This is a genomic window from Shewanella sp. ISTPL2, assembly GCF_013283205.1.
Lineage (GTDB): Bacteria > Pseudomonadota > Gammaproteobacteria > Enterobacterales > Shewanellaceae > Shewanella > Shewanella oncorhynchi.
On sequence record NZ_JAAPAV010000001.1, the window covers coordinates 1,446,828 to 1,469,095 of the forward strand.

At 43.5% G+C, this 22,268-nt stretch carries 18 protein-coding genes; 11 read left to right on the forward strand and 7 right to left on the reverse strand.

The genetic code is table 11. The features are described 5' to 3' along the window. Nucleotides 1-28: 28 nt before the first annotated feature. From pglX to brxL, 3 genes are read left to right on the forward strand one after another with little or no spacing between them, the layout of a single operon-like run. Entirely contained in the window at nucleotides 29-4,207 is a 4,179-nt protein-coding gene (gene pglX, locus HUB64_RS06510; protein WP_173496636.1) for a BREX-1 system adenine-specific DNA-methyltransferase PglX, read from the forward strand. Then, the gene (locus tag HUB64_RS06515) at nucleotides 4,204-6,726 is read left to right on the forward strand and encodes a PglZ domain-containing protein (RefSeq protein ID WP_173496637.1); all 2,523 of its coding nucleotides are present in this window, start codon (nucleotides 4,204-4,206) and stop codon (nucleotides 6,724-6,726) included. Before pglX ends, HUB64_RS06515 begins: the two co-directional genes overlap by 4 nt. Before the next feature lie 3 nt (nucleotides 6,727-6,729). Next, on the forward strand, nucleotides 6,730-8,820 hold the full coding sequence (gene brxL, locus HUB64_RS06520) for a BREX system Lon protease-like protein BrxL (protein WP_173496638.1): 2,091 nt from the start codon (nucleotides 6,730-6,732) through the stop codon (nucleotides 8,818-8,820). Between the two features lie 19 nt (nucleotides 8,821-8,839). On the opposite strand, the gene HUB64_RS06525 is transcribed toward brxL, so the two are convergent. Beyond that, nucleotides 8,840-9,142: a hypothetical protein gene (locus tag HUB64_RS06525; RefSeq protein WP_173496639.1), complete on the reverse strand. Its 303-nt coding sequence runs from the start codon at nucleotides 9,140-9,142 to the stop codon at nucleotides 8,840-8,842. A gap of 1 nt (nucleotide 9,143) precedes the next feature. On the opposite strand from HUB64_RS06525, the gene HUB64_RS06530 reads away from it, so the two are divergent. The 3 genes from HUB64_RS06530 to HUB64_RS06540 all read left to right on the forward strand — a co-directional run bounded on the left by HUB64_RS06530 (nucleotide 9,144) and on the right by HUB64_RS06540 (nucleotide 12,497). Continuing rightward, nucleotides 9,144-9,443: a hypothetical protein gene (locus tag HUB64_RS06530; RefSeq protein ID WP_173496640.1), complete on the forward strand. Its 300-nt coding sequence runs from the start codon at nucleotides 9,144-9,146 to the stop codon at nucleotides 9,441-9,443. A gap of 105 nt (nucleotides 9,444-9,548) precedes the next feature. Then, nucleotides 9,549-12,272, forward strand: coding sequence for an ankyrin repeat domain-containing protein (locus HUB64_RS06535; RefSeq protein WP_173496641.1), 2,724 nt, complete (start codon nucleotides 9,549-9,551; stop codon nucleotides 12,270-12,272). 84 nt (nucleotides 12,273-12,356) lie between these two features. Beyond that, nucleotides 12,357-12,497, forward strand: coding sequence for a hypothetical protein (locus HUB64_RS06540; protein WP_173496642.1), 141 nt, complete (start codon nucleotides 12,357-12,359; stop codon nucleotides 12,495-12,497). A 368-nt stretch (nucleotides 12,498-12,865) separates the two neighbouring features. Here the strand turns inward: HUB64_RS06540 and HUB64_RS06545 are convergent, their stop codons facing one another. Both HUB64_RS06545 and HUB64_RS06550 read right to left on the reverse strand, forming a co-directional pair. Beyond that, a complete protein-coding gene (locus tag HUB64_RS06545; protein WP_173496643.1) occupies nucleotides 12,866-13,189 on the reverse strand; it encodes a hypothetical protein in 324 nt (107 codons plus the stop codon). A 159-nt stretch (nucleotides 13,190-13,348) separates the two neighbouring features. Beyond that, the gene (locus HUB64_RS06550; RefSeq protein ID WP_173496644.1) at nucleotides 13,349-13,540 is read right to left on the reverse strand and encodes a hypothetical protein; all 192 of its coding nucleotides are present in this window, start codon (nucleotides 13,538-13,540) and stop codon (nucleotides 13,349-13,351) included. A 123-nt stretch (nucleotides 13,541-13,663) separates the two neighbouring features. Between HUB64_RS06550 and HUB64_RS06555 the strand changes: the two genes are divergently transcribed. The 3 genes from HUB64_RS06555 (at nucleotide 13,664) to HUB64_RS06565 (ending at nucleotide 14,778) form a co-directional block, all read left to right on the forward strand. Next, nucleotides 13,664-13,984: a helix-turn-helix domain-containing protein gene (locus HUB64_RS06555; RefSeq protein WP_173496645.1), complete on the forward strand. Its 321-nt coding sequence runs from the start codon at nucleotides 13,664-13,666 to the stop codon at nucleotides 13,982-13,984. Between the two features lie 242 nt (nucleotides 13,985-14,226). Then, on the forward strand, nucleotides 14,227-14,385 hold the full coding sequence (locus HUB64_RS06560) for a hypothetical protein (protein WP_173496646.1): 159 nt from the start codon (nucleotides 14,227-14,229) through the stop codon (nucleotides 14,383-14,385). Nucleotides 14,386-14,607: 222 nt separating this feature from the next. Continuing rightward, a complete protein-coding gene (locus HUB64_RS06565; RefSeq protein WP_173497893.1) occupies nucleotides 14,608-14,778 on the forward strand; it encodes an acetyltransferase in 171 nt (56 codons plus the stop codon). Between the two features lie 555 nt (nucleotides 14,779-15,333). Here the strand turns inward: HUB64_RS06565 and HUB64_RS06570 are convergent. From HUB64_RS06570 to HUB64_RS06580, 3 genes are all read right to left on the reverse strand, one after another. Beyond that, the gene (locus HUB64_RS06570) at nucleotides 15,334-16,224 is read right to left on the reverse strand and encodes a DMT family transporter (RefSeq protein ID WP_254451399.1); all 891 of its coding nucleotides are present in this window, start codon (nucleotides 16,222-16,224) and stop codon (nucleotides 15,334-15,336) included. A gap of 672 nt (nucleotides 16,225-16,896) precedes the next feature. Beyond that, a complete protein-coding gene (locus HUB64_RS06575) occupies nucleotides 16,897-17,397 on the reverse strand; it encodes a peptidylprolyl isomerase (protein ID WP_105252328.1) in 501 nt (166 codons plus the stop codon). A 61-nt stretch (nucleotides 17,398-17,458) separates the two neighbouring features. After that, complete coding sequence (locus HUB64_RS06580) at nucleotides 17,459-18,862, reverse strand: DEAD/DEAH box helicase (protein ID WP_173245168.1); 1,404 nt, start codon at nucleotides 18,860-18,862, stop codon at nucleotides 17,459-17,461. Nucleotides 18,863-19,174: 312 nt separating this feature from the next. On the opposite strand from HUB64_RS06580, the gene HUB64_RS06585 reads away from it, so the two are divergent. Beyond that, nucleotides 19,175-20,947: a DUF885 domain-containing protein gene (locus HUB64_RS06585; RefSeq protein WP_173245165.1), complete on the forward strand. Its 1,773-nt coding sequence runs from the start codon at nucleotides 19,175-19,177 to the stop codon at nucleotides 20,945-20,947. A gap of 251 nt (nucleotides 20,948-21,198) precedes the next feature. On the opposite strand, the gene HUB64_RS06590 is transcribed toward HUB64_RS06585, so the two are convergent. After that, on the reverse strand, nucleotides 21,199-21,519 hold the full coding sequence (locus tag HUB64_RS06590) for a hypothetical protein (RefSeq protein WP_028760093.1): 321 nt from the start codon (nucleotides 21,517-21,519) through the stop codon (nucleotides 21,199-21,201). A gap of 220 nt (nucleotides 21,520-21,739) precedes the next feature. Here HUB64_RS06590 and HUB64_RS06595 point away from each other — a divergent pair, with 220 nt between their 5' ends. Continuing rightward, nucleotides 21,740-22,234: a putative 4-hydroxy-4-methyl-2-oxoglutarate aldolase gene (locus HUB64_RS06595; RefSeq protein ID WP_028760092.1), complete on the forward strand. Its 495-nt coding sequence runs from the start codon at nucleotides 21,740-21,742 to the stop codon at nucleotides 22,232-22,234. Nucleotides 22,235-22,268 lie beyond the last annotated feature (34 nt).

The window sequence follows — 22,268 nt, forward strand, 5'->3', positions numbered from 1 at the left end:
GCGAAAAAGAACAACAGGAAGACAGTGAATGGCATTTGATCAAAGCACCCGTAATCGCCTGCAAAAATTTGTGAGTAACGCGCGGGCAATTTTGGGCGAGGAATTTACTCGCCAACTGCAGGCCACCTATGGCCTGGATCCAAAGCAAGGCACGGTGGCGGCTATCGACAGCCTCACCCACCTGGATAACCGCCAGCGCCAAACCGCCCATTTGTTACGGGAAACCCTGGCGCACTATTTGGCCACTACACCCGGCAAGGGTGAAAAAGACCGCACCAAACAAGTGTTGGATCGCATTGTGCGCGAACAGGCCTTCACCGTGCTCAACCGCTTGGCGGCCCTGCGCATGGCCGAAGCCCGTGGATTTTTGTTGGAATCCATTGCCAAAGCTCACAGCTCCAAAGGCTTTCAGCTCTATCGGCAACTTTCGGGCACCGCACATGGTGAAACCGGTGATGCCTACCGTAACTACCTGTTCAGTCTGTTTGATGAATTCAGTCTCGACTTAGCCGTACTGTTCGATCGCCACAGCACCCAAGGCCGTCTGTTCCCGCGTGAAACGGCTTTGTTGGAACTGCTGGACGAAATCAACCACTTTGATATCGTGCACCTGTGGGCGGAAGACGAAACCATCGGTTGGATTTACCAATATTTCAACTCGCAAGAAGAGCGCAAAAAAATGCGCGCCGAATCTCAGGCGCCGCGCAATAGCCGCGAGCTGGCGGTACGCAACCAGTTTTTCACCCCGCGCTATGTGGTGGAGTTTTTAACCGACAACACCCTTGGCCGCATTTGGTTCGAGATGACCCAAGGCAACACCGCCCTGGTGGAAATATGCCGTTACTTGGTGCGCCGCCCAACCGAGATTTTCTTAAAACCCGGTGAAACTGCGCCCGTCGCGGAAGCATCAGACGATGAAGCCCTGAGCCAAGAAGAACTGCTCAAACAACCGGTGTATATCCCTCATCGGCCACTGAAAGACCCCCGCAGCATTCGCATGCTCGACCCAGCCTGTGGCTCCATGCACTTTGGTTTGTACGCCTTTGACCTGTTCGAGCGTATATATCTTGAGGCCTGGCAGTTAGAACAGCAATTGGGTCCAGATGCCTTTACCCGTGAAGTTGGCCAGCAAGCTCTTCAAAGCACTTATGAATCGTTAGAGGCCTTTAAGCAGCAAATTCCCAAGCTGATTATCGAACACAATATCCATGGCGTGGATATTGACCCGCGTGCGGTACAAATCGCCGGTTTAAGTTTATGGCAGCGAGCCCAACGCGCCTGGCACCAGCAAGGCATTAAACCGCAACAGCGCCCAACCATTGTAAAATCCAATATTGTCTGCGCCGAACCGATGCCCGGCGAAAAGGCCCTGTTGCAGGAATTCACCAGTAAGCTTAACCCGCCCGTCTTAGGGCAATTGTTAGAAGTGATCTTCGACAAAATGCAGTTGGCTGGTGAGGCGGGTACCCTGCTAAGAATCGAAGAGGAAATTCAAACCGCCATTCATGAAGCCCGTGAGCAGTGGCTCAAACAATCAGGAAGTAATAGCGTTGGCGATCTATTCCAAGTCGAACTGGATGCTGCTACGCCACAAACCAAGCTTGGGTTTGATTTGCGTGGTATTGATGATGAAACGTTTTGGGATGATGCCGAGCAGCGTATTTTGCAGGCGCTAAGTGATTATGCCGAGCAGGCAGAATCCAATGCCGATCAAAAGCGACTGTTTGCTGATGATGCGGCGAAGGGATTTGCGTTTATAGATCTAAGTAGTAAACATTTTGATATCGCTTTGATGAATCCTCCATTTGGTGAGTTTTCAAAGCAGTGGAAATTGTCAGCAAAAGAAGCGTACCCAAACACTTATAACGATATCTTTGGCGCATTTACAGAACGAATGATTCAAAAAGTTGGAGGATCGGGTTTAGTTGGATCCATAACTTCAAGAACTTGCTTTTTTCTCTCCAGTTTTTCGGGTTGGCGGGAAGAAGTGATCATTTCCAACAGTGGACTAGCCCTGGCTGTTGATCTTGGTGAATCTGTAATGGATGACGCTATGGTTGAATCCGCTGCTTATGTCATTGGGAATAGGCCTATCTCCAATAGACCGATTGTGTTTAGAACTCTCACATCAAAAAATCGAAGTGCAATAATTGATAATGAACTAACTAAATTGTCATCTGGTATGGTAGGTGAGATGACTTTTATATGTAAGTTAGAAGATTTTTCTTTGCTCAATGGTTCTCCGTTTGCTTACTGGGTATTACCTTCGGCATTAAAAAAACTCCATGCCCTTAGTCTATTCAAAGACAAGGGTGGGGACGTCAAAGTCGGTCTTCAAACAGGGGATGACTTCCGTTTTTGTCGTTTAGAATGGGAATTTAAACAGACTTCAAAAAGTGGATATTATTTCCCATTGCACCAAAACTACTGTGAAATTGGTGACAATGTAGAAAAAAGATATCGCGAACACTTTTCAAAATGTGAGAATAAATGGTTTCCGTTTGTTAAGTCTGGCTCATCAAGACCATGGTATTCACCTATTACTTTGTATGTAAACTATAAGAATGACGGATATGAACTGAGAGCATTTAAAACGCCTGACGGAAAACCTAAAGCATTTATCAGGAATGAGAGTAATTATTTTTTTCCTGGTTTTAGTTGGACGCGTCGTGCTAACAGGTTTTATCCATATTACATAGAACCTGGTTGTATTCCCTCTGTAAGCCGTTACATGGCATATCCATTCAATGGAAACGAGTTTAGTTCTGTTGCTTTTGCAGCTAGTAACATTGCTTCCTCTATCATGAGGCTTTATGGCGAAAAGTTCGATAGACCAAATTTCTTGGTAGAAAACTTAAAAAATCTTCGAATACCTAAGCTGTCTCAAGAATTAAATGAACTGCTTGCGAGTCATGCAATTGATGGTTTTACAGAATCAAAATCAACTTTCTGCTCTGTTGAGCCTTTTCGAGATTTTATAGCACCAAATTTAAATGCTAATGAAAATGTAATTTTCGGAGTAAAAGATAAGTTTTCTTTACTGGGGCCAAGTATTGACGAGCGTGTTACTCGGTCATATATGTTAAATGATGATGAGTCTCAATCACTATTGAGAGACCTACTAGAAGCTCTATCTTGTGAATCATCGTCTACCGCAGAAGGTGGAGATGAAGATGAAGACGCACTTGAAAGTCGGTTGACTTTATTTGGTTCGCTATTGTCCTATGCACTAGGTGTCGTCTTTGGTAGATGGAATATTCTTTATTTTAAGCATGAAAATCGCAACCCAAACCAAGTCAATGGAATGCTCTTAGGGCAGGATGGACATCCAATGTCTGATGAGGAATTTGACGATGTTTGCAGTAATGAATATCCAATTACAATTATTTTTTCTGGTGTTTCAGATATTGATTCTCTTGTACGTCTAGTTAAAAGTGTTTTTAAGTGTATAGAAGAAAGTTCTTTGGCTAGTCAAATAGATTTTGACCAATTATTAGATGATGAGCTGATATTTAGAAACCTAGAAAATAAAAGTATTTTTTTTGATGCTCATATGGCCTGCTATTCAAAAAGCCGCCGTATAGCTCCAATCTACTGGCCGCTTCAAACGCCATCCAGCTCTTACACATTATGGGTTTATTACCATCGTCTAAACGAGCAAACCCTCTATACCTGCGTCAACGATTTTGTTGAGCCTAAGCTTGCGCAGGTCGAACAGGACTTGAATGGCTTGCGGAGCAAATCCGCCCGCAGCAACCAGGAAGAAAAAGAGCTGGAAAAACTCAGTGATTTGGTCAGCGAGCTGCGTGACTTCCGCGATGAATTACTGCGTCTGGCCAAATTCTGGAAGCCCAATTTAAACGACGGTGTGCAAATCACCGCTGCGCCTCTGTGGAAGTTATTCCAACACAAAGCCTGGCAGAAAAAACTCAAAGAAACTTGGGAAAGCCTGGAAAAAGGCGACTACGACTGGGCGCACCTCGCCTGTAGTATTTGGCCCGAGCGTGTACTGCGTAAATGCCACCAAGACCGCAGTCTCGCCATCGCCCACGATGTGGAAGAACATTTTTGGCAAGAAGTGGAAGTGCCCGTTAAACGCGGTAAAAAGTTTACCGGCGAAACCAAGCTGGAATGGCAGCCCAAGGCGCTTAATGAGCCGGCATTGCTGGCGTTGATAAAGCAGATTAAGGAGGAGCGCGGTCTATGAACATTCAACAATTCATTCAAGAACAGGTGCTCGCCCCGCGTTTGGCCAAACAGCAGGTATTGGTGGTGTATGATGCCGAGCAGCGCTACCGCGATGCCTGCTTGGCGATGGCCAATGACAAGCTTAAGGTGGTGGATGCCACCGAATCCAGTATTGTGGCGCGAAGCGCAGCCATTAAAGCGTTGAACGAACTGGGTGCTCACAGCATTGAACAGCTTTTGGTTTATGTACCCGCGCCAAAACCGCTGGAAGATGAAGACAAACAAAAAGACCCTTACGCGCTGTACGGTGCATGCGGTAGCGTGTTCCCCAATAGCGATGGCGATAACTATTTAAGTATTTGCCTTAAGGCCAAACCTGACCATGCCACCCAAGTGCGCGCCTTGTTTGAGCAAAACAGCAACCCAAGCTTTGCGGTGATTGACGCTATTGGTGGTGGGCTCAGCTGGCCAAACTTGCGCGCTACCCTAAAAGAGGAATCCACCCGCGACATCCTCTTCAGTTTGTTGGTGCCAAATGGCGTGCAGCAAGATGCCCTGAAAGCCAATGACAGTTGGATTGCAGAAGCGAAAGAGCTGCTCAAGGCAAGTATTGGCCTAACACTGAAAACCCGGGGCAAAACCTGGTCAGCCATGGCTGAAGAGCTTTGGCGCTTCGTACTGTTTAGCGAATTTGTGTTTGATTTACCAGCGGGCTTACCTGCGAAATTATTAGATGTGCCCAAAGCTGATGAAGCTGCTAAGCCATTGGTTGAAGATATGTGTGAGCGTTTGCGCAGTGACCGCCGTACTCAAGCTACCTTTATCGAGCGGGCTGAAACGGTGGAAGCTGAGCTGGATCTTAAAACCTTGTGTAGTGGCATTGTTGATTTAGGCGATAGGGATACTTTCCCGTTTGAAGAGCGTACCTTCTTACACCAAGCCATAGATGCCTTGCTGCGCGACGATACTGATAAGGTCAGGCATATTTTATCGCGCCACGCCCAGTCGGTGTGGACTGGCAAAGGTGAAAGCCAAGCCCAATGGGATTTATTGCGCGCAAGCCTTACCTTGGTAGAAGCCTGCCAAGATAACGAACGAGTACTGGCAGAACATACCCGTTCGATGGAGTCGCTGGTGGCGTTCTATATCGCCCAGTTCCGCGAAGTGGATCGCCTACACCGAGAGTTTGAGCAAGCGGTCAGTGACTATGACTGGCAAGACACCCAGAGCCTGATGCACCCACTACAGCTGCAGGTGCGCAAGCAATATGGGCGTTTAATTGAAAAGCTACAGCTGCTGTTTACTAAACACCTACAAAGCACCGGCTGGCCATTGCCTGGCCACCTGTCGAATACTGAAGTGTTCGATAAATTGGTGGCCCCTAAACTTGCGCAAAGTGGGCATAAGGTGGCTTACTTGATGGTGGATGCCCTGCGATATGAGTTGGGTGTGGCTTTAGAACAGCAATTGACCGAAGACGGTAAAGTTGAGCTCACCTCCGCGCTGGCGCAATTACCCAGCATTACCTTGGTGGGTATGGCAAGTTTATTACCCGATGCTGGCAAAAGCCTTGCTCTAAACAATGTAGACGGCAAGCTGGTGCCCTTTATTAACGGGCAAGAAGTCAAAACCGTGGCCCAGCGTATGGAGCTGATTCGCAAACGCTATGGTGCGCGTTTTCAAGAAGGTCGCTTAGAAGATTATGTGCGCAACCGCTTTAAGGTGGAAGATGGCACCGAGCTGTTGGTGTTGCGCAGCGTGGAAATTGACGGCCATTTTGAGAATCACCCAGACACGGCTCCCACGGAAATCATCAATGCGCTGAAGCGAATTCGTGTGGCTATTCATAAATTGAAAGATTCTGGCTTCCGCGATGTGGTAATTGCTACAGACCACGGCTTCTTTATGAATACCCACGCCCAGGCGGGTGATACGTGCAGCAAGCTATCTGGCGATTGGCTCAATATTCATGAGCGTTGTTTACTCGGAGATGGCGGTGCTGACCAACATCACTATGCAATTGCTGTAGAGAAACTAGGTATCCGTAGCGATATGCCAAAGCTTGCCGGGCCGCTTACTATGGCGTCCTATAAGGCTGGCATGCTCTATTACCATGGCGGAGCCTCGTTGCAGGAGTGCATAGTACCAGTAATTACCTTGCAACTCGATGCGCCAGATCAGGCTCCCATTGAACAAGCCAACGTGGTATTGATCTATAAAAATGGCGCTAAACGCATTACAACACGCTTACCTGTTGTTGATATTGCGGTTGAAACCCAGGACATGTTTTCTGTTGGTAGTGACTTTGAGATCTTGCTAGAAGCACACGATAAGAGTGGCAATGTGGTCGGAGAGGCTAAACATGGCGGGGTGGTTAATCCGGCCACGGGTACTATTATGCTTAAACCTGGCGATAAAATGCAGATCACTTTAAAAATGCAGATGGAGTTTGAAGGTAAATTTAAAGTGAAAGCGCTTAACCCATCTACTATGACTGCATACTGCCAAGTAGATTTAGAAACGGACTATACGGTATAAGCCATGGATATAATAGACCAAAAACTCAATATGTTATTTGATGGCAAGGTCGTTAGAAAAGATCTTGTCCACCGCATCAAGAAAGGCACTAACGTGCCTACCTTTGTGCTGGAATTCTTACTCGCTCGCTATTGCGCCAGCGACGATGAAGCGGAAATCCAAGCGGGAATGGAGGCTGTACTTGATACACTCCAAGATAACTATGTCCGCCCAAATGAGGCGAATAAAGCGCAATCCAAGGTGGCGACTAAAGGTAAGTATCGCTTTATCGACAAGGTGCATGTTAATTATGTTGAAAAAGACCGTCGTCACTGGGCCGCATTGGAAAACTTTGATTCGCGCAAAGTGGCCATTAGCGAAAAGTTTTATCGCGATCATGACCGCTTATTACAAGGCGGTCTGTGGGCTGAAGTTACCATCGCCTACAACGAAATAGAAGACGACGATTATGCGTTCTACATTGAAGATTTGCGTCCCATTCAATTAAGCCGCTTTAACTTTGAACAGTATTGCGAAGGCCGTCATGCCTGTTCACGCGATGAGTGGATGAGCTTTATTTTGCGCTCGGTGGGTTTGGAGCCTGCCAGGTTAACACCGCGCGTGAAGATGCATTTTCTGGCGCGCCTGCTGCCCTTAGTAGAGCCTAATTTTAACTTTATTGAACTTGGCCCACGTGGTACCGGTAAATCGTATTTCTTTAGTGAATTTTCACCTTACTCGACTTTGATCAGTGGCGGCCAAGCAACCAAGGCCACTCTTTTTTATAATAACCAACGTAAGAAAATTGGTTTAGTGGGTTTTTGGGATACGGTCGCTTTCGATGAAGTCGGTGGCATTAAAGTAAAAGATCAAGACACCATACAAATCATGAAAGATTTTATGGCCAACGGACGATTTTCACGCGGTGTAGAAGTTATTGCCGATGCTTCTATGGCTTTTGTCGGAAACCTGGATTTATCGGTTTCGCAGATTGTGAACTCCGAAGTTTATGATTTGTTCCAACCTCTTCCAAAAGAATTCGACCTTGCGGTAATGGACCGTTTCGCCTGCTACTTACCTGGATGGGAAATGCCCAAAAATAGTAGCGAATTTTTAACTAATAATTATGGATTTATTACTGATTACCTTGCAGAAGCGTTCCACTATCAGCTTAAGCAAACCAATCGATATGAAGAAGTCAGTAAACGAATTCGCTTGGGTAAATCTGTTGAAGGGCGGGATGAAAAAGGCATAAAGAAGACAGTAGCGGCCTTCTTAAAAATTTTGCATCCCGGTGGTTCGCCGACTGATGCCGAGTTCGAAGAATATGTGTCCTACGCAGTAGAAGCTCGCCGACGCGTAAAAGAACAGATGAATAAGCGCAAATCAGATGATGAATTTGCCAAGATTAATCTGTCTTATTTCAACTCAGATGGTAAGGAAATCGTTGTTTTCTGTCCTGAATCAAAGTCTGCTCCAGCAACACAAGACCCTGTACGTCGAGATATTCATGATGCGCCTGATGGTTCAGAGAACACTCAAAGTGATGATCTCAAAGCGGTAATACCAAAGCCTGTGGTTACTACCCGTAAGACTTCGGAACCGATGGCTGTGCCAGCAGAAAGTGCGGTTATCGTCGAACCGATGTTGCAAGAGCAGCATTATACCATTCACTACGGAGCGACAGGTTACAGTTACGAGTCTATTATTGGATCCTACCTTGAAGGTGCCAAATCTATTGAAATTGAAGACCCTTACGTTCGCGTGACGCACCAGATTCAAAATTTTGTACGTTTTTGTGAGGCTGTAATCAAGTCGCCGAATATTAAGAAAATTCGATTAATTACGAGTTACGATGGGGATACTGACTTGAAGGAAATGTCCGACCGATTGAGTGAACTTCAACAGAGCTTACTTGAGTTAGATATTGAGCTTGAGCTTAAGATCAATGAACATCTGCATGATAGGCAAATTAAAGTTGATAACGGATGGGTTATAAAGATTGGAAGAGGTTTGGACTTTTTCCAGAAACCAGACAGCTGGTTTACTATTGGGACCAATGATCTGTCGTTAAGAAAATGTCTGGAAACCAATGTTGATATATTTCGGGCCTGATTTGAGGATTGACCGTAAACTACATCCAATGCTCTGGAATCATTAATTCAAAATTTCCGGCAATATACTGAAGCATCGTGATTATCTCCCGGTGCTTTTTTTCATCATAAGCCTGGCCGTTTTGCCTTTGATTAACCAAAGCTTGCAGCTCAGGCAGTTGAAACATCCCTAACCGATAAAAGTTGCCCCAGCTTGGTTCACCAAACAGATTGTAAATGACCTGGGTATCATCCCGTTCACTGGCAAGCCGCTTTGGCCCTTGCACCTTAGTCAAGGCAACTTCGGCTTCGTCTTTGTCTTCGTAAGTGTTGAGGAGTTTCATAATGAGTTCGGTACTGGATTTTTGGGAAGCGGACATTGAACTTGATATGGCGAGTAATTGCAAATTCTGGTTTCGATTTTGCCTGATAGACTTGGCAGATATATATAGATGTATTTCTCAAATATCAGCGGATACCTTTAGTTTAAGTATTTTTAAAAATCCACTCTTAGAACCAGAGGTAATCGAACACGCGGTTTATATCGATTTGGATAGGTCTAGTAAAAAGGAAGAATTTGGGATTGTGGTTCAAGCAAACACTTCAACCACATTAGTTGAAAGCAATTCTAAAACAATTACATAATGCAGTTGCTCATTTGCTTTATAGGGGGGATACATCAGGTTTCAGTGAAAACAAGGAATGGAATTGCCAGAATGATCAGCAGTCGGTCAGCTAAAGGAACTAACGATGAGCAGTTTGCCACTAATTGAGTCTATTTTGCTTGAAATCCGCCAAAGTGCGGGGATTCAAGGTTACCCAACAAACAAAAAAGATAAGTTTGCCAAGGGCCAGTTGAGCCTGGATATGCACAGGGTGATGGGCGTAGAAACGTTAGAGGCTGTCTTTGACGCCTTTGACATGGATCCGCAAATGCAACTCGATGCAATGGATAACCTAATGGAGTTTGCTAATGCTTATAAGCAGATTGAGCTCAATACATGGACCTTTGCAGCAGACCAGCGGCAAATTGTCTGGGATATGTTGGGCTATTTTCTCGTGCCAGGTCTGGCACGTCGAGTTGCATTTTGGAACTTGCCTAAGCCGTTAGATGCGGGAATGCCGGGCGGTCGATTCTGGTATCTTCCTGAGATTATTGAACATAACGGAAATACCACTTTATATATGCCAGTTGCACAAGTGGTAGACTGGTTGCTTGACTTGCTCGGAATGCCACTAGAAGTGTTCTCTGATCAACGCAGTGATTCTACTGATGGCCTGTATGAGGGGCTGAGACGATCCCTATATAACTGGCGAGCTGCCACACCCATCAGCCCTGATTCTATCGAAAAGTATTTTGCAGATGATGCACAACTCAGTTTCGATGGTGCATTTCAATTTTACGATAGTCACACACCTGCCCAGCAGTTCAATACCGCATTAGCATTTGTTAAAGGTAAAAACCTTTCAGCTGAGCTGCTGAGTATGGAAATCCCGATGACTCAACCAGGGCTGTTGGACGCTATTTTAGCTGGCAGTGCCAGTGAGGAAGAGCAAGCCAGGTTTGTTATATGCATAGCGCAACGATATGCTGTGCCGTCAATGAAAACCATACGCCAACGCTTTCTACTTGCGCGTACTGTACAGGATGGATACTCGCGCTTATTGAAGTTTCTGTATCCTGATATTGATCGCCAGTGCGTTGATGAACAGCAAAACAAAGTACTGCAATTATTTGGTATTTATAAATTTGTTTATAACACCACTATTTCAGCCTGGCGTAATTGTGGCGATCAAGGTGAAGCTGCTGAAAATCGTTGGTTTGAAAAACAGCTACCAGAGTGGGATAAGTTCGGTATTTTCCTATCAATTCTCCCGTCATGTCACACAACGGCAAACCAGCAACTTGCACAATTGCTGACGCGGCGTTTTTATAACATTACACCTGACGATGCGCTGGAAGATCACATCGGTTTCAGTCCTGAGTCAGCTGCGTTAATTATTCAGCGTAATATCGAAAGAGCTAAATCGTTTTATTCTGAAATGGAAAGAGCTGAGCAACTGCTATCCAGAATGCAAGTAGCCTCTCTCTGGAGAGCGCTTCAGAATGAACAAAGTTACTGGGTGGTAAGTCAGGTTGCTGCGCATCCCCGGCTTTCCACCAATGCGAGAAGCCTTGCTGTAAATCGTTTGCGTGAGTTAGCTGTTTCGCCTGCTGAAACTGTTCAAGCCATTCTTTTAGAATTGGGTGGTTTTTTGAATGGTGAGCGTAAGCAAAGACCAAAAGACACTGCCGCACAAGTTGCTTTGCTTCTTGCCGAGGTAGAGGAAAACAAAGGCAGTGAACTCTGGAAAGCGCCTATTCTCCAGTATAAAGCTAAGCATTTGCTGGCTTGCAACCAATTTGAAGATGCAGCGAAATGCTTTAGGGAAGCTCTAGATGCTGTAAATGATCGCAACTACGGTCCGGTGCGTGGCGAGATTGCCAGAGATGCTTTTGCTTTATCGGTCGCCAATCAAAAACTAATTCATAACAACCATGAAAAGTTCTATCGTGAGATGCTTGCTGGTGGAATGATGAGTGAGTGTGATCAAATACCTTCAATTGAAGATACAGCGCGGTGGGTATCTGATTATTTTTGGGAAACACTCTATAAACCTTATCCGGGTGTGCCGGCAATTGTCAGAGGTAACAGCAAGCAATTTGATCAGGCTTTTAAAGATCTGGTGAAACTGCTTGAAGCGGGTACAGAAAGCGAGCTGTCCCAGTGGATTAAATCTAACCGGCAGCTACTCAATTCAAACATACCGGAAGTGGATGGTAACTCTGTCTTAATGCAACTTGTTAAAATGAGAAGTAGCTTTATAGAACGGTTACCAATTATAAAGCAAATGGCACCTTTTGAGTTACAGGGTGATGTGGACAGGTTTAACTTGTTGCTTAACAAGTGGCGAAACTTCATCGCTCAACTTGCTAATGAGCACCCCAAACAACTAAATATTGTTGATATTAAGGGACAAACACCATTAATGTTGGCGGCTCAGGCCGGTGATGCTGAATTAGTCAAAATCATGCTTGAGGCGGGTGCCAATCCAGATTTACAAGACATAAAAGGTATGACAGCTCTGCATTCAGCAGCTAAATCACACAGCGTTGATTGTGTGAACTACCTATTAAGCCTGCCATGTCGTTTAGATTTGGTCACCGTCGATGGGAGAACTCCGCTTCACACCGCAACCTGGATGGGTAACCTGCATGCTGTGCGGCAGCTAATAGCGAGCGCACCTAAAATGGCCTGGCATCGTGATGCCGACAAACAGACGCCATTAGAGTTAGCAGAGCATTTGATTGAAAATCCAGACGAGTTTGAGCGACTGTCAAAAGAGAGGGCGAAATTTGGGTCACGATGTGCAACGCCTGAAGAATTAGAGCAAGTAGCAAAGGCATTAGAAAATGTTGCTGCTGTCTGTTAAAGGGCCGAGCTATTTCGCCCGAACATTAGGCTCTCACATAGCAATTGTTCAAACACTTAAATTTAAACTCCGAGGAAAACCATCATGAGCAGAACACCAAACGATGATCGTAGTGACAGCATGAATCCGAATAATAACGCTTACTGGGATAGCCTAGACAACCATGCTAATCAGTTAAATCCTAATCATGATGAATACCAAGGTTATGATGAGGAAGAGGATTAGAATTAGAAGAAGGTCACGTCACCATCACAAGCAATTCCTTAGCTTGTGATGGTGACATCTCAGTGTTGAGTTTGTAGTGGCATTATTGAAGATGTCGGTATATTCGGCGACAAGGCTATATTGTACGGGGCCTTGACGGCCGAGAGTGAATTGTCTCCGAGGATAACTCACCTCCGCAGAGCAGTACGTGCAAAGGCTGGCTAGAGTTAAAAGCACAAGTCTAACGATTTTTAGTTGGCGTTACCCAATAAGCCTCTTTGTTGAGGTTTTTATGCGTTTTTCAGGATAGGGTTCTAAGATGGCTTGTACAAAGGATTTCGTTAGGTAGCACAGGAGGTTAGCACCTCCTGTATCAGATTAAGGCGAACTCAGTAGGTAACTGTCCAGTTCCCATTATTGGTCACTACGTCAACTTGCGTTAAATCACACGAGCCTCCATAAGAGACAGAAATAGATTGACCAAATTTAAGCTGTTTGGGAAAGCCTTTTTTCTCGAAAAGACTTTCACAGTTGCCTCTGTTTACAATGATGTCGTTAACGATGACATCATCTTCAATAGCCTTGACCTTCACTTCGATTGATTTCATATACAAGCCCGCTCTGTCGTAGACTTCAATTTCAACATTCGGTTTAGAATCACTGCAAGCACTAGTCATTCCTAGCAATGCAAAAGCAATAAGCAATTTGCTCATATTAAATACACCTTATTTTTGTGATAAACCGCAACGATGATGGGCATTCACATTTATAGATCTAATCGTCGTTATGGGACGGTATTTCACTGTGCTACTAGCTGATTGGTAATCAGTAGATTGAGGGCCCCTATCCACACAAGGGGCATAATTGAATGTTTAATTTGCGCTATTAGCTGCATTTTTAGTTTTAACAAAAACGGTTATAGAATAACCAATCCCATAAATGGCGGCAAATATCCCCCATCCAGCTGAAGCTTCTAGATCGATTTCTGCAAATGCAGAAGCAAGAATGAGGCATAAAGGGAAAAACACCATTCCTATGATTGACATGGTTTTAACTACTGACATGTGTAACTCCTTTTAATTAGCGTGTTTAAACGTACTATTTGGTCTGAAAGAGGATGTTTACTTCCTTTTGGTGTGTATTCTGAATGTAAAATGGCAAATGACCATTATACAGGTCTAAATGTAATGTTTATAGCGTGGTTTGTCTATCATGTGTCCGTGAGAATTATCCAGTATTCAATATCCTGGGGTTCTCAAGTGAATGATGATGAAGTGTCAAAAATGGGGATGGCGTTCGGCCGAGCAGTTAAGTTGCGTCGTGTTGAGGTGGGGTTTAACCAAGAGGAGCTAGCTGATAAGGCCGAACTTGCTCGTTCGTTTGTATCAAGCGTTGAACGCGGTGTGGCTAAGGCATCTATCGCTTCAGTGTGGAAACTGGCCCAAGCGCTAAATTGCAATCCATCGGATTTATGGATAACGGCAGAGAGGCTTTATGATGTGCGTTGAGGTCCGTGTAAGCCTTGAGAATTATGCTTAGTAACGCAATCTATCACTTTATAATTCAAAGTTTAACCAAAGCTGACACCACTTATAGGTAGCTGTACAAAGATAATAGCTGTGAATATTAATGATTAATTTATAGTTTTAAGAAATAATTATTTAAATTATTATTTAATTACAGTTATTTAATAATTGATTTTTTTCACATTGTATTGTTTTGCAGCTTGCTGCAGGTTTGGGAGGTATAAATGATTACCAAGCGTCGCAAGGTCAAATCGACCGCTTTCTCCGATTTTGTGCGGAACGCATCATCCAGGGAGAAAATTGATTTTTTCGAAAAAGTTATCGAAGAGGCAATTCAAAAACAAAAAGAGGTGATAGCTAAAGCGAATGAGAACGATGGTTAGGTATATGGCTTGCGATATGGCGGTACAAAAACAGCTTTAGTTAAAAGAGACTTAACGGCTGGTAGCATAAGTTGATGCCGCCAAACACAAGTCTTTGTTTAGTTGTGCGCAAGGAAATACTGCCGGATTTGGGCGTTTGATTGACGTCCTATCAATTCGCATTTTTAGCTTGATGGGGTATGTACATTGTTAGCAAGTCGAAGCACATGAAGCTATAGAGTGATGAATAGAAAATTAGAAATTTACGGTGTTCAAGTGGTTACAAGGCCGAAGATCAAAGCGACCAAGCAACTTGATTTATCAGGTGACTTTGGGCGTCAAATCGTGAAGTCAGAAACAAAACGAGTATTAAGAACCCATCCTAAAACTTTCCAAAAACTGGCTGATATGTAATTTGTGGAAGAGTATACTTGTTGTGGTCCACTAAAACTTACAGACCCTGCAAGCGGTAACTCGCGCTTACTGTTAGTGATAAAGTCGTTACTTAAACAATGTTAGATCTCGGCATTGAGCCATCAAAATAAGTCACGGATGTGTGAAAAACAGTTGAATATGGCGACTAGTGCTAGTAATAGCTAAATTTTTATTGATATTTTTATTTTTTAATAAAAGTCATTGGATACAATAACTTATGCTGTTATTTTGAACTGAAATTGAGGAGTAGGATTCCCAAGGTAAGTCATTGGTCTAATTGAAGAAATTATCAAAAATCAGAAGTAATGCAAAAAGTAATGCAGCCCTATTGTGTTTCTTTATTAGTTATATTTTTCAATTTGTTACAGCCACAGTTCGACTCCCTCTCTCTTCAAGCAAAGGGAATCAGTATCTTACTGGTTCCCTTTGTTGCTTTGGGGCAAAAGCTGGGCAAAATTGCCGTTTTATTCTCCTTCTGTGTCCTTGGTGAAACCAAGCATTTCTGACACTCGATTAGCTATTTTTTGCGAGTCCTTAGGTTTTTTCAGCATTAGGTATGTTATTCGTTGTCATTCTTTTACGCGCTTGAACTAAGGTATAGCCGCCACTTAATACTATGAGTAGGCTTCCAAGAATAGTCAGCAAATCTGGGGATTCTCCAAATATAAATATTCCTAAAGCTAAGGCAAAGAGTAAACGTGTATAACGAAAGGGGCTTACTACCGATACATCTCCAGTGCGCATAGCGATTGTCAGCGCATTATAAGCCATTACACCAAAGACGATTGCTCCAATTATCTGTATTGCTGCGGTAGCACTAAACTGTATTGCTTCATTTTGGTAAATCAGTATCGCTAAGCCTGTAGGAATCAACACAAAAAAACCATACACTCCAAGCTGCATATTAGATAACACGGGAGAAGCTGCGCGTGTTGCTAAATCGCGTCCTGCAAAACCTAAGGTAGCGATAACGGCGAATAAAGATGTGGCCTCAAAACCATCAAGTCCTGGACGAATGATCATCAGCACGCCCATAAAACCAATCAATACTGCAAGCCATCTCTTATGACCCACTTGTTCACCGAACAACAATGCCGCGCCAAGCATGGCGATTAAAGGTGTGGCTTGCAAAATAGCGGATGCACTTGAGAGTGGTGTTAATGTGATGGCTAAAGCAAAACAGAATCTGCCGACGATTTCACATAGTGCACGTACTAATATGGGGGTAGACAAGACTGCAGGATGAAGGACCGTTTCACCCTTTCGCCAGGTTAACAGTATAAAAATCAACATTCCACCTAGGCCAAATAACGCTAAAATGAGGCCGATAGAGGTGGTTTCTGCTGCGGATTTGATCAGCATGTCTTCAATAGAAAATGCTGCCATCGCAGCAACCATAAACAGACTACCTTTTCTATTATTCAAAATAAATTCCCTAAATGCTTAGACGTTATCTCTAGTCAAAAAGTTTTGTCATGAGAGTTCTGGTTTCATCAACAAAGGCACAGAAGTTACGATATAGCTTATTAGAATCCAATAGAAACATCATTTTCTGATCACTATAGCAAGCTTTCTCTGCTTATCTGAATAGGATTCGCTGCTTAAGGTAATAATGATTCTGGCTTAAAAATAAATAGGGATAATAAGCATTAGCAAGAAATGATAATAGATACAGATATGGTTTCTTTATCTATATCAGATGGCAAGTTAAGCCTCTTTTTACCATAAGGATTATGGTTGGTGTATTGTTTTAATATTATCAACTTGTGCAGCTAGTCTAAGATATTGATGTCAGGTATGTGCTGCTGTTTTTCAGCTTTTATGATGAATAACATTGTTTGAAAGAGGTTTATATTGTGAGGTTAATTTTATATGTAGTAGTCTTAAGTCAATAATGGGAACGCTTAAATAATCCATCAGTTGATTTTACACTAAGTGATTTTGTATTGGGGATTTAGTGTTTTTAGGTTTATATAAAATGAAATTGCGTTGAATCGTACAGAAAAGTTAACTAAATAACTTTGGGAAAATGATTAATCGCTCAATTAAAACTGCGCGATTAATCATATTAACGAAAAAGTATTATTGTTTTAAAAATTAACTTTGGATATTAATCGTTACTTTCTCGATGACGATAGGTTCACGGGGCACGTCTTCGTGGCCAGCGACCGTGGTGGTTTTGACTTTCTCAATCTGCTGGATAATGTCCATTCCCGCCGTAACCTTACCAAATACCGCGTAGCCCCAACCGTTATTGGTGGTGGCAGTATGGTCTAAAAAGTCATTATTGGCTGTGTTGATGAAGAATTGCGCGGTGGCCGAGTGAGGCGCATCGGTGCGAGCCATAGCGATTGTGCCTATGGTGTTACTTAGGCCTTTGTTGGCTTCGTTAACGATAGGCTCGTGGGTCGGTTTTTCCTTCATTTTTGCGGTAAACCCGCCGCCTTGGATCATAAAGCCTTTGATCACTCGGTGAAAAATCGTGTGTTCAAAGAAGCCTTCTTCACAATAGCGGACAAAGTTTTTTGAACTGACAGGCGCATGTTCAAAATCGAGTTCTATAGTGATGTCGCCTAGATTGGTGCTAAATGTAATCATGCTAATATCTTCTATCTTAATGAGTTTTTATATCTAATAAGTCACGACTTGTACTGAGTCATTACTTAGTTTTAGGGCCGCTATTCCACGGATTAAAGGGCGCGCTGCGACCCGTTGTATCGTTATCATTGTCAGTCTGAATAGATTGCGGCCGTGTTACATTGGCTTTAACCTCTGGCTTTGATTTCGCGCTGCGATGCTTTTTCGCATGGGCGGTTTCAAAGGAGCCTTCTTTCGCGGGGCGCGAGTATCTGGCCTCAGGTGCCCGGGCTTTAAAGGTTTTTGGCGTAGTATTTTTGGGCACAAAATCGAGAATAGACACAGGCACTTCTTTGTTCGGCACAAAGCCTTCAATTTCTTTACGCACTATGAGGTGACCTAGACGGCGCTCGATAGCACATAGATTCCTAAAATCATCTTTAGAAACAAAGGAGATGGCTTCGCCGCAGGCGCCAGCACGACCGGTTCGGCCAATACGGTGAATATAATCATCGGCTTCATCGGGCAAATCATAATTGACCACACGGGTGAGGGCGTCGATATCGATACCGCGGGAAGCAACGCCAGTCGCGACTAAAAAGCGTAGTTTGCCAGATTTGAAATCCACTAATAATTGCTCGCGTACCGCTTGGCTGCGACCGCTGTGAATGGCTTCGGCGGCAATGCCACGTTTTTCGAGTTGGCTAACCAGTTTGGCGGCGCCTTGTTTCGTCTGGATAAAGATCAGTGCCTGTTCCCACGCTTGTTCAGTGATGAGTTTGCTTAACAGGGCCGACTTTTTATCTTTATCGACAGTGATCAACCATTGGTCGATTTGCGGTGCATTTGCGCTGTCGCGGGCAATTTCAATTTCGACAGGGTTTTCAACCGCTGTTTTCGCTAAAAAGCGCACTTGCTTAGATAAGGTTGCAGAAAACAACAGATTTTGGCGTTCTGTTGGCAGACGTTCGATGATCTTATTGATGTCTTCGATAAATCCCATATCGAGCATTCTATCGGCTTCATCTAGGACTAATACCGAGATTTCATCGAAATGAATCGCTCTTTGGGTGTACATATCGAGTAATCTACCGGGTGTTGCCACTAGAATATCGACGCCTTCAATAAGACGTTGTTTCTGCGGTGCGGCATCCACGCCACCATACATGGCCATAGACGTCAGCGGCAGGTATTTTGCGTACTTGGCAATATTGTCTTCTACCTGAACGGCCAATTCGCGGGTTGGCGTTAAGATTAATGCACGAACGCGTTTAGCACGGATTTTCGGCATCTCGGCGAACATTTGCAGTATTGGCAACACAAAACTGGCGGTTTTACCTGTACCTGTTTGCGCGCCAGCAAGCAGGTTTTTGCCTTTCAAGACCACCGGAATGGCTTTTTCTTGGATCGGAGTAGGTTGTGAATAGCCGAGCTCAGTGATGGCTCTTAAAATCGGATCGCTTAATCCAAGTTTGGAAAATGGCATTGAATGTCTCAGGTAAAGGGTCAGGTCAATAATGTATAAGCAAACTGTTACGCTAAAGCATGAACAGTGGAGCAGGGCGATATTATAGCAGGAGGTGAAACAGAATAGGCGATTATCATTATTTGTGTGTGTGTTTGGTAAAGAGGGGCTTATACGTCGAATAGGCGAATGATAGGCGGTAAAATATTGAGAACTTACAATTTTGTAACCGCGCATGTATTCATGGCTAACATAGCTGCAATTATTGGGGCAATATGATTAACTGAGGTAATTTTTGTATGCCTGATAAATCTTAACAAAGGACCCATAATAATGAAAAAAAACGCTATTTCCCTTGCGATAGTGCTATCGCTGGCCAGCCTTGCTGGTTGTCAATCCCATACGAGTCAAACCGCGCCCGTAGTCGCACCTGAAGTTAAAGCCCACTCATTTGAGCAATTTTCAGCATCCTTTATTGATTCATTGTGGGAATTATCACCGACTTGGGCCTTATACAGTGGCAAGCATGTTAACGATGGTTACCTTGAAATCCCCGATGCAGCAGGTCGAGCAAAAACCTTAGCGTTTGTGAAAGCTCAGCAAGCGCAATTGACTCAGTTCGAGCAAAAGTCGCTAACGCCGAATGAACTGATTGATTACCATCTGATCGACAATTTACTCGGTAGCATGGCATGGGAAATTGACAGTTTTAAATCTTGGCAGTGGGATCCTTCAAGTTACAACGTATCGGGTGGTTTTGCCCAAATCATCAATGAAAATTTCGCTCCATTAGATGACAGATTACGTTCGGTATTAGCGCGTTTAGAAAATGTGCCAGCTTATTATGCTGCTGCGCAGGCGAACATTAGCAAACCAACATTGGAGCACACTGAGTTAGCAGTGTTGCAGAATCAAGGTGCATTTTCGGTTTTTTCCGATGACTTATTAAAACAGGTCGCCGACTCTGGTCTGACTGATGCGGAAAAAGCGTTATTTAAAACGCGTTTTGATGCAGCAAATGCCGCGATTAACGGCCATATCGCTTGGTTAGACAAATTAGTGGTTCAACTTAAAAAAGATGGAGCACGTAGTTTTAGAATTGGCGAGGCGTTATATGAGCAAAAATTTGCCTTTGATATCCAAGCGGGAATGACGGCGAAACAGCTATATCAAAAAGCCGTAGCCGATAAAGAGCGTGTTCAAGGAGAAATGGCCAAAATTACCGATAAGTTATGGCCTAAATATTTTACTACGCCAAAGCCTGCTGACAGTAAGCTCGCCATTCGCCAATTAATCGATAAATTATCGACTCAGCATGTTCAGCGCGATGAATTCGTGAATGAAGTGCGTAAGCAAATTCCAGAGCTGATTGAATTTGTAAATAAGAAAAAACTAGTCACATTAGATCCTAAAAAGCCACTCGTTGTCCGTGAAACGCCCGAATATATGCGTGGTTATGCCGGAGCGTCAATTAGTGCGCCTGGACCCTATGAGAAGTCAGGTAATACTTATTATAACGTGACGCCGCTCGATGGCATGAGTGATGAGTCTGCCGAGAGTTACTTACGTGAATATAATCACTGGATCCTGCAAATCCTCAATATTCATGAAGCCATCCCAGGGCACTACACTCAACTCGTTTATTCTAATCAATCTCCGAGTTTAGTGAAAAGTTTATTTGGCAATGGCGCGATGGTCGAAGGTTGGGCGGTTTATACCGAGCGTATGATGTTAGAAGAAGGCTATGGAAATTTTGAGCCTGAAATGTGGTTGATGTACTACAAGTGGAATTTACGTGTTATATGTAACACGATTTTGGATTATAGCATTCATGTGAAAGGCATGACCGAAGATCAAGCTATTGCCCTGATGATGAATGAAGCCTTCCAACAGCAAGCTGAAGCCGAAGGCAAGTGGCGCCGTGCGACACTTAGTCAAGTGCAACTGACGAGTTACTATTCCGGTTATCGAGAAATCTATGATTTCCGTGAAGAATACAAAAAATCGCAAGGTAAAGATTTTGACCTTAAAACCTTCCACGAAACATTCTTGAGTTATGGTAGTGCACCAGTGAAATATATTCGCCAATTAATGCAGAGCAAATAAGTTCGCATATTGATATAAATCAGCAGAGCTTAGGCTCTGTTTTTTTATACCAAATCGCTAGACAGGTATAGTGTGAGCTTAACATAAGTTGGCATTGTTACTTATGAAATGAAATCGTTAACACTGTGCGAATAATGAAAAGCCGAAAATTCTGCCATATAACCGAAAAAGTATATATTTCGTTATATGGCATATGCAGATGTTAATCAAACAATTTAACTGCGTGGTGATAGAGCACAATGGCGATAAACTTACTTCTTAGATTTAGATGATGCCATCAGCGCTAATACTTCATCGTAAGAAATGTTAAATTCTCTCGACAAGTTAATGATTTTTGTTTTGTAGGTTTGAATATTCTCTTGCTGAGCTAATTGATGTTTCTTTTCTTCAACTAACTCATTAACGGTTTCTTGTAATATCAATAGTCGACGTAAACTATAGTCGAGAGATTTAATATATTTACCCATTTGTTGCTTGTTACGTGCTTGCTCAAGATCCGTTGAGACTTTCTTATCATATCCATACTCATCAAGAGCTGCGATTGCGCTCTGTAAATCAAGATCAGTTGTCATTTGGTTTTCGCTTTATAACAAAGAGGTGTGGGAACAAATGTATGAAACTTTAAAGAGTGTCATAGGACGTTAACTATCGCAGATTATAATGCTTATGCCAATATACACCAAGCCTTTGCACGTTAAAATGAAATAAAAAATTCCGCTGATTTTTGCTTTGACCTTGTCGGGGTCTACAATTATGAGTAGTCTAAAGTTATAGACTATCATGGAGATTCAAATGCTTGATCTACTACCAGATTTATTCGACCACTATCCGTCTAAATTACAGTTACTTCCCCTTGCATTTAAACCCTTTGGTGGTAAACGGCTCTTCTGGGGCGAGATAGTCACAGTAAAGTGCTTTGAGGATAATTCAAAGGTAAAAGAGATACTTGCACAGGATGGGCATGGAAAAGTGCTCGTTGTCGATGGCGGCGGTTCTCTGCGCCGCGCACTATTAGGTGACCTCATAGCGCAGAGCGCCTTAGATAATGGTTGGCAAGGGATAGTGATTAATGGTTGTGTTCGCGATGTGGCGAGATTAAATACTTTCAGCTTAGGTGTCTTTGCCTTAGGGGCTATGCCGATAAAAACCGAAAAGTTAGGTCAAGGCCAAATTAATGTGGCTGTCGATATGGGGGGCGTGACGGTTAAGCCCGGTATGATGCTCTATGCCGATGAAAATGGTATTGCAGTAAGTGATGAAATGTTGAACTTTGCATTTTTAAATTAACATTTCTAAATGCATTAGTTGCTATAAATTCAAG

Excerpts from the sequence above, each read along its gene's own strand:
- pglX (WP_173496636.1), top strand. The coding sequence starts at position 29 with ATGGCATTTGATCAAAGCACCCGTAATCGCCTGCAAAAATTTGTGAGT.
- HUB64_RS06515 (WP_173496637.1), top strand. The coding sequence starts at position 4,204 with ATGAACATTCAACAATTCATTCAAGAACAGGTGCTCGCCCCGCGTTTG.
- brxL (WP_173496638.1), top strand. The coding sequence starts at position 6,730 with ATGGATATAATAGACCAAAAACTCAATATGTTATTTGATGGCAAGGTC.
- HUB64_RS06525 (WP_173496639.1), bottom strand. The coding sequence starts at position 9,142 with ATGAAACTCCTCAACACTTACGAAGACAAAGACGAAGCCGAAGTTGCC.
- HUB64_RS06530 (WP_173496640.1), top strand. The coding sequence starts at position 9,144 with ATGAGTTCGGTACTGGATTTTTGGGAAGCGGACATTGAACTTGATATG.
- HUB64_RS06535 (WP_173496641.1), top strand. The coding sequence starts at position 9,549 with ATGAGCAGTTTGCCACTAATTGAGTCTATTTTGCTTGAAATCCGCCAA.
- HUB64_RS06540 (WP_173496642.1), top strand. The coding sequence starts at position 12,357 with ATGAGCAGAACACCAAACGATGATCGTAGTGACAGCATGAATCCGAAT.
- HUB64_RS06545 (WP_173496643.1), bottom strand. The coding sequence starts at position 13,189 with ATGAGCAAATTGCTTATTGCTTTTGCATTGCTAGGAATGACTAGTGCT.
- HUB64_RS06550 (WP_173496644.1), bottom strand. The coding sequence starts at position 13,540 with ATGTCAGTAGTTAAAACCATGTCAATCATAGGAATGGTGTTTTTCCCT.
- HUB64_RS06555 (WP_173496645.1), top strand. The coding sequence starts at position 13,664 with ATGTTTATAGCGTGGTTTGTCTATCATGTGTCCGTGAGAATTATCCAG.
- HUB64_RS06560 (WP_173496646.1), top strand. The coding sequence starts at position 14,227 with ATGATTACCAAGCGTCGCAAGGTCAAATCGACCGCTTTCTCCGATTTT.
- HUB64_RS06565 (WP_173497893.1), top strand. The coding sequence starts at position 14,608 with ATGAATAGAAAATTAGAAATTTACGGTGTTCAAGTGGTTACAAGGCCG.
- HUB64_RS06575 (WP_105252328.1), bottom strand. The coding sequence starts at position 17,397 with ATGATTACATTTAGCACCAATCTAGGCGACATCACTATAGAACTCGAT.
- HUB64_RS06580 (WP_173245168.1), bottom strand. The coding sequence starts at position 18,862 with ATGCCATTTTCCAAACTTGGATTAAGCGATCCGATTTTAAGAGCCATC.
- HUB64_RS06585 (WP_173245165.1), top strand. The coding sequence starts at position 19,175 with ATGAAAAAAAACGCTATTTCCCTTGCGATAGTGCTATCGCTGGCCAGC.
- HUB64_RS06590 (WP_028760093.1), bottom strand. The coding sequence starts at position 21,519 with ATGACAACTGATCTTGATTTACAGAGCGCAATCGCAGCTCTTGATGAG.
- HUB64_RS06595 (WP_028760092.1), top strand. The coding sequence starts at position 21,740 with ATGCTTGATCTACTACCAGATTTATTCGACCACTATCCGTCTAAATTA.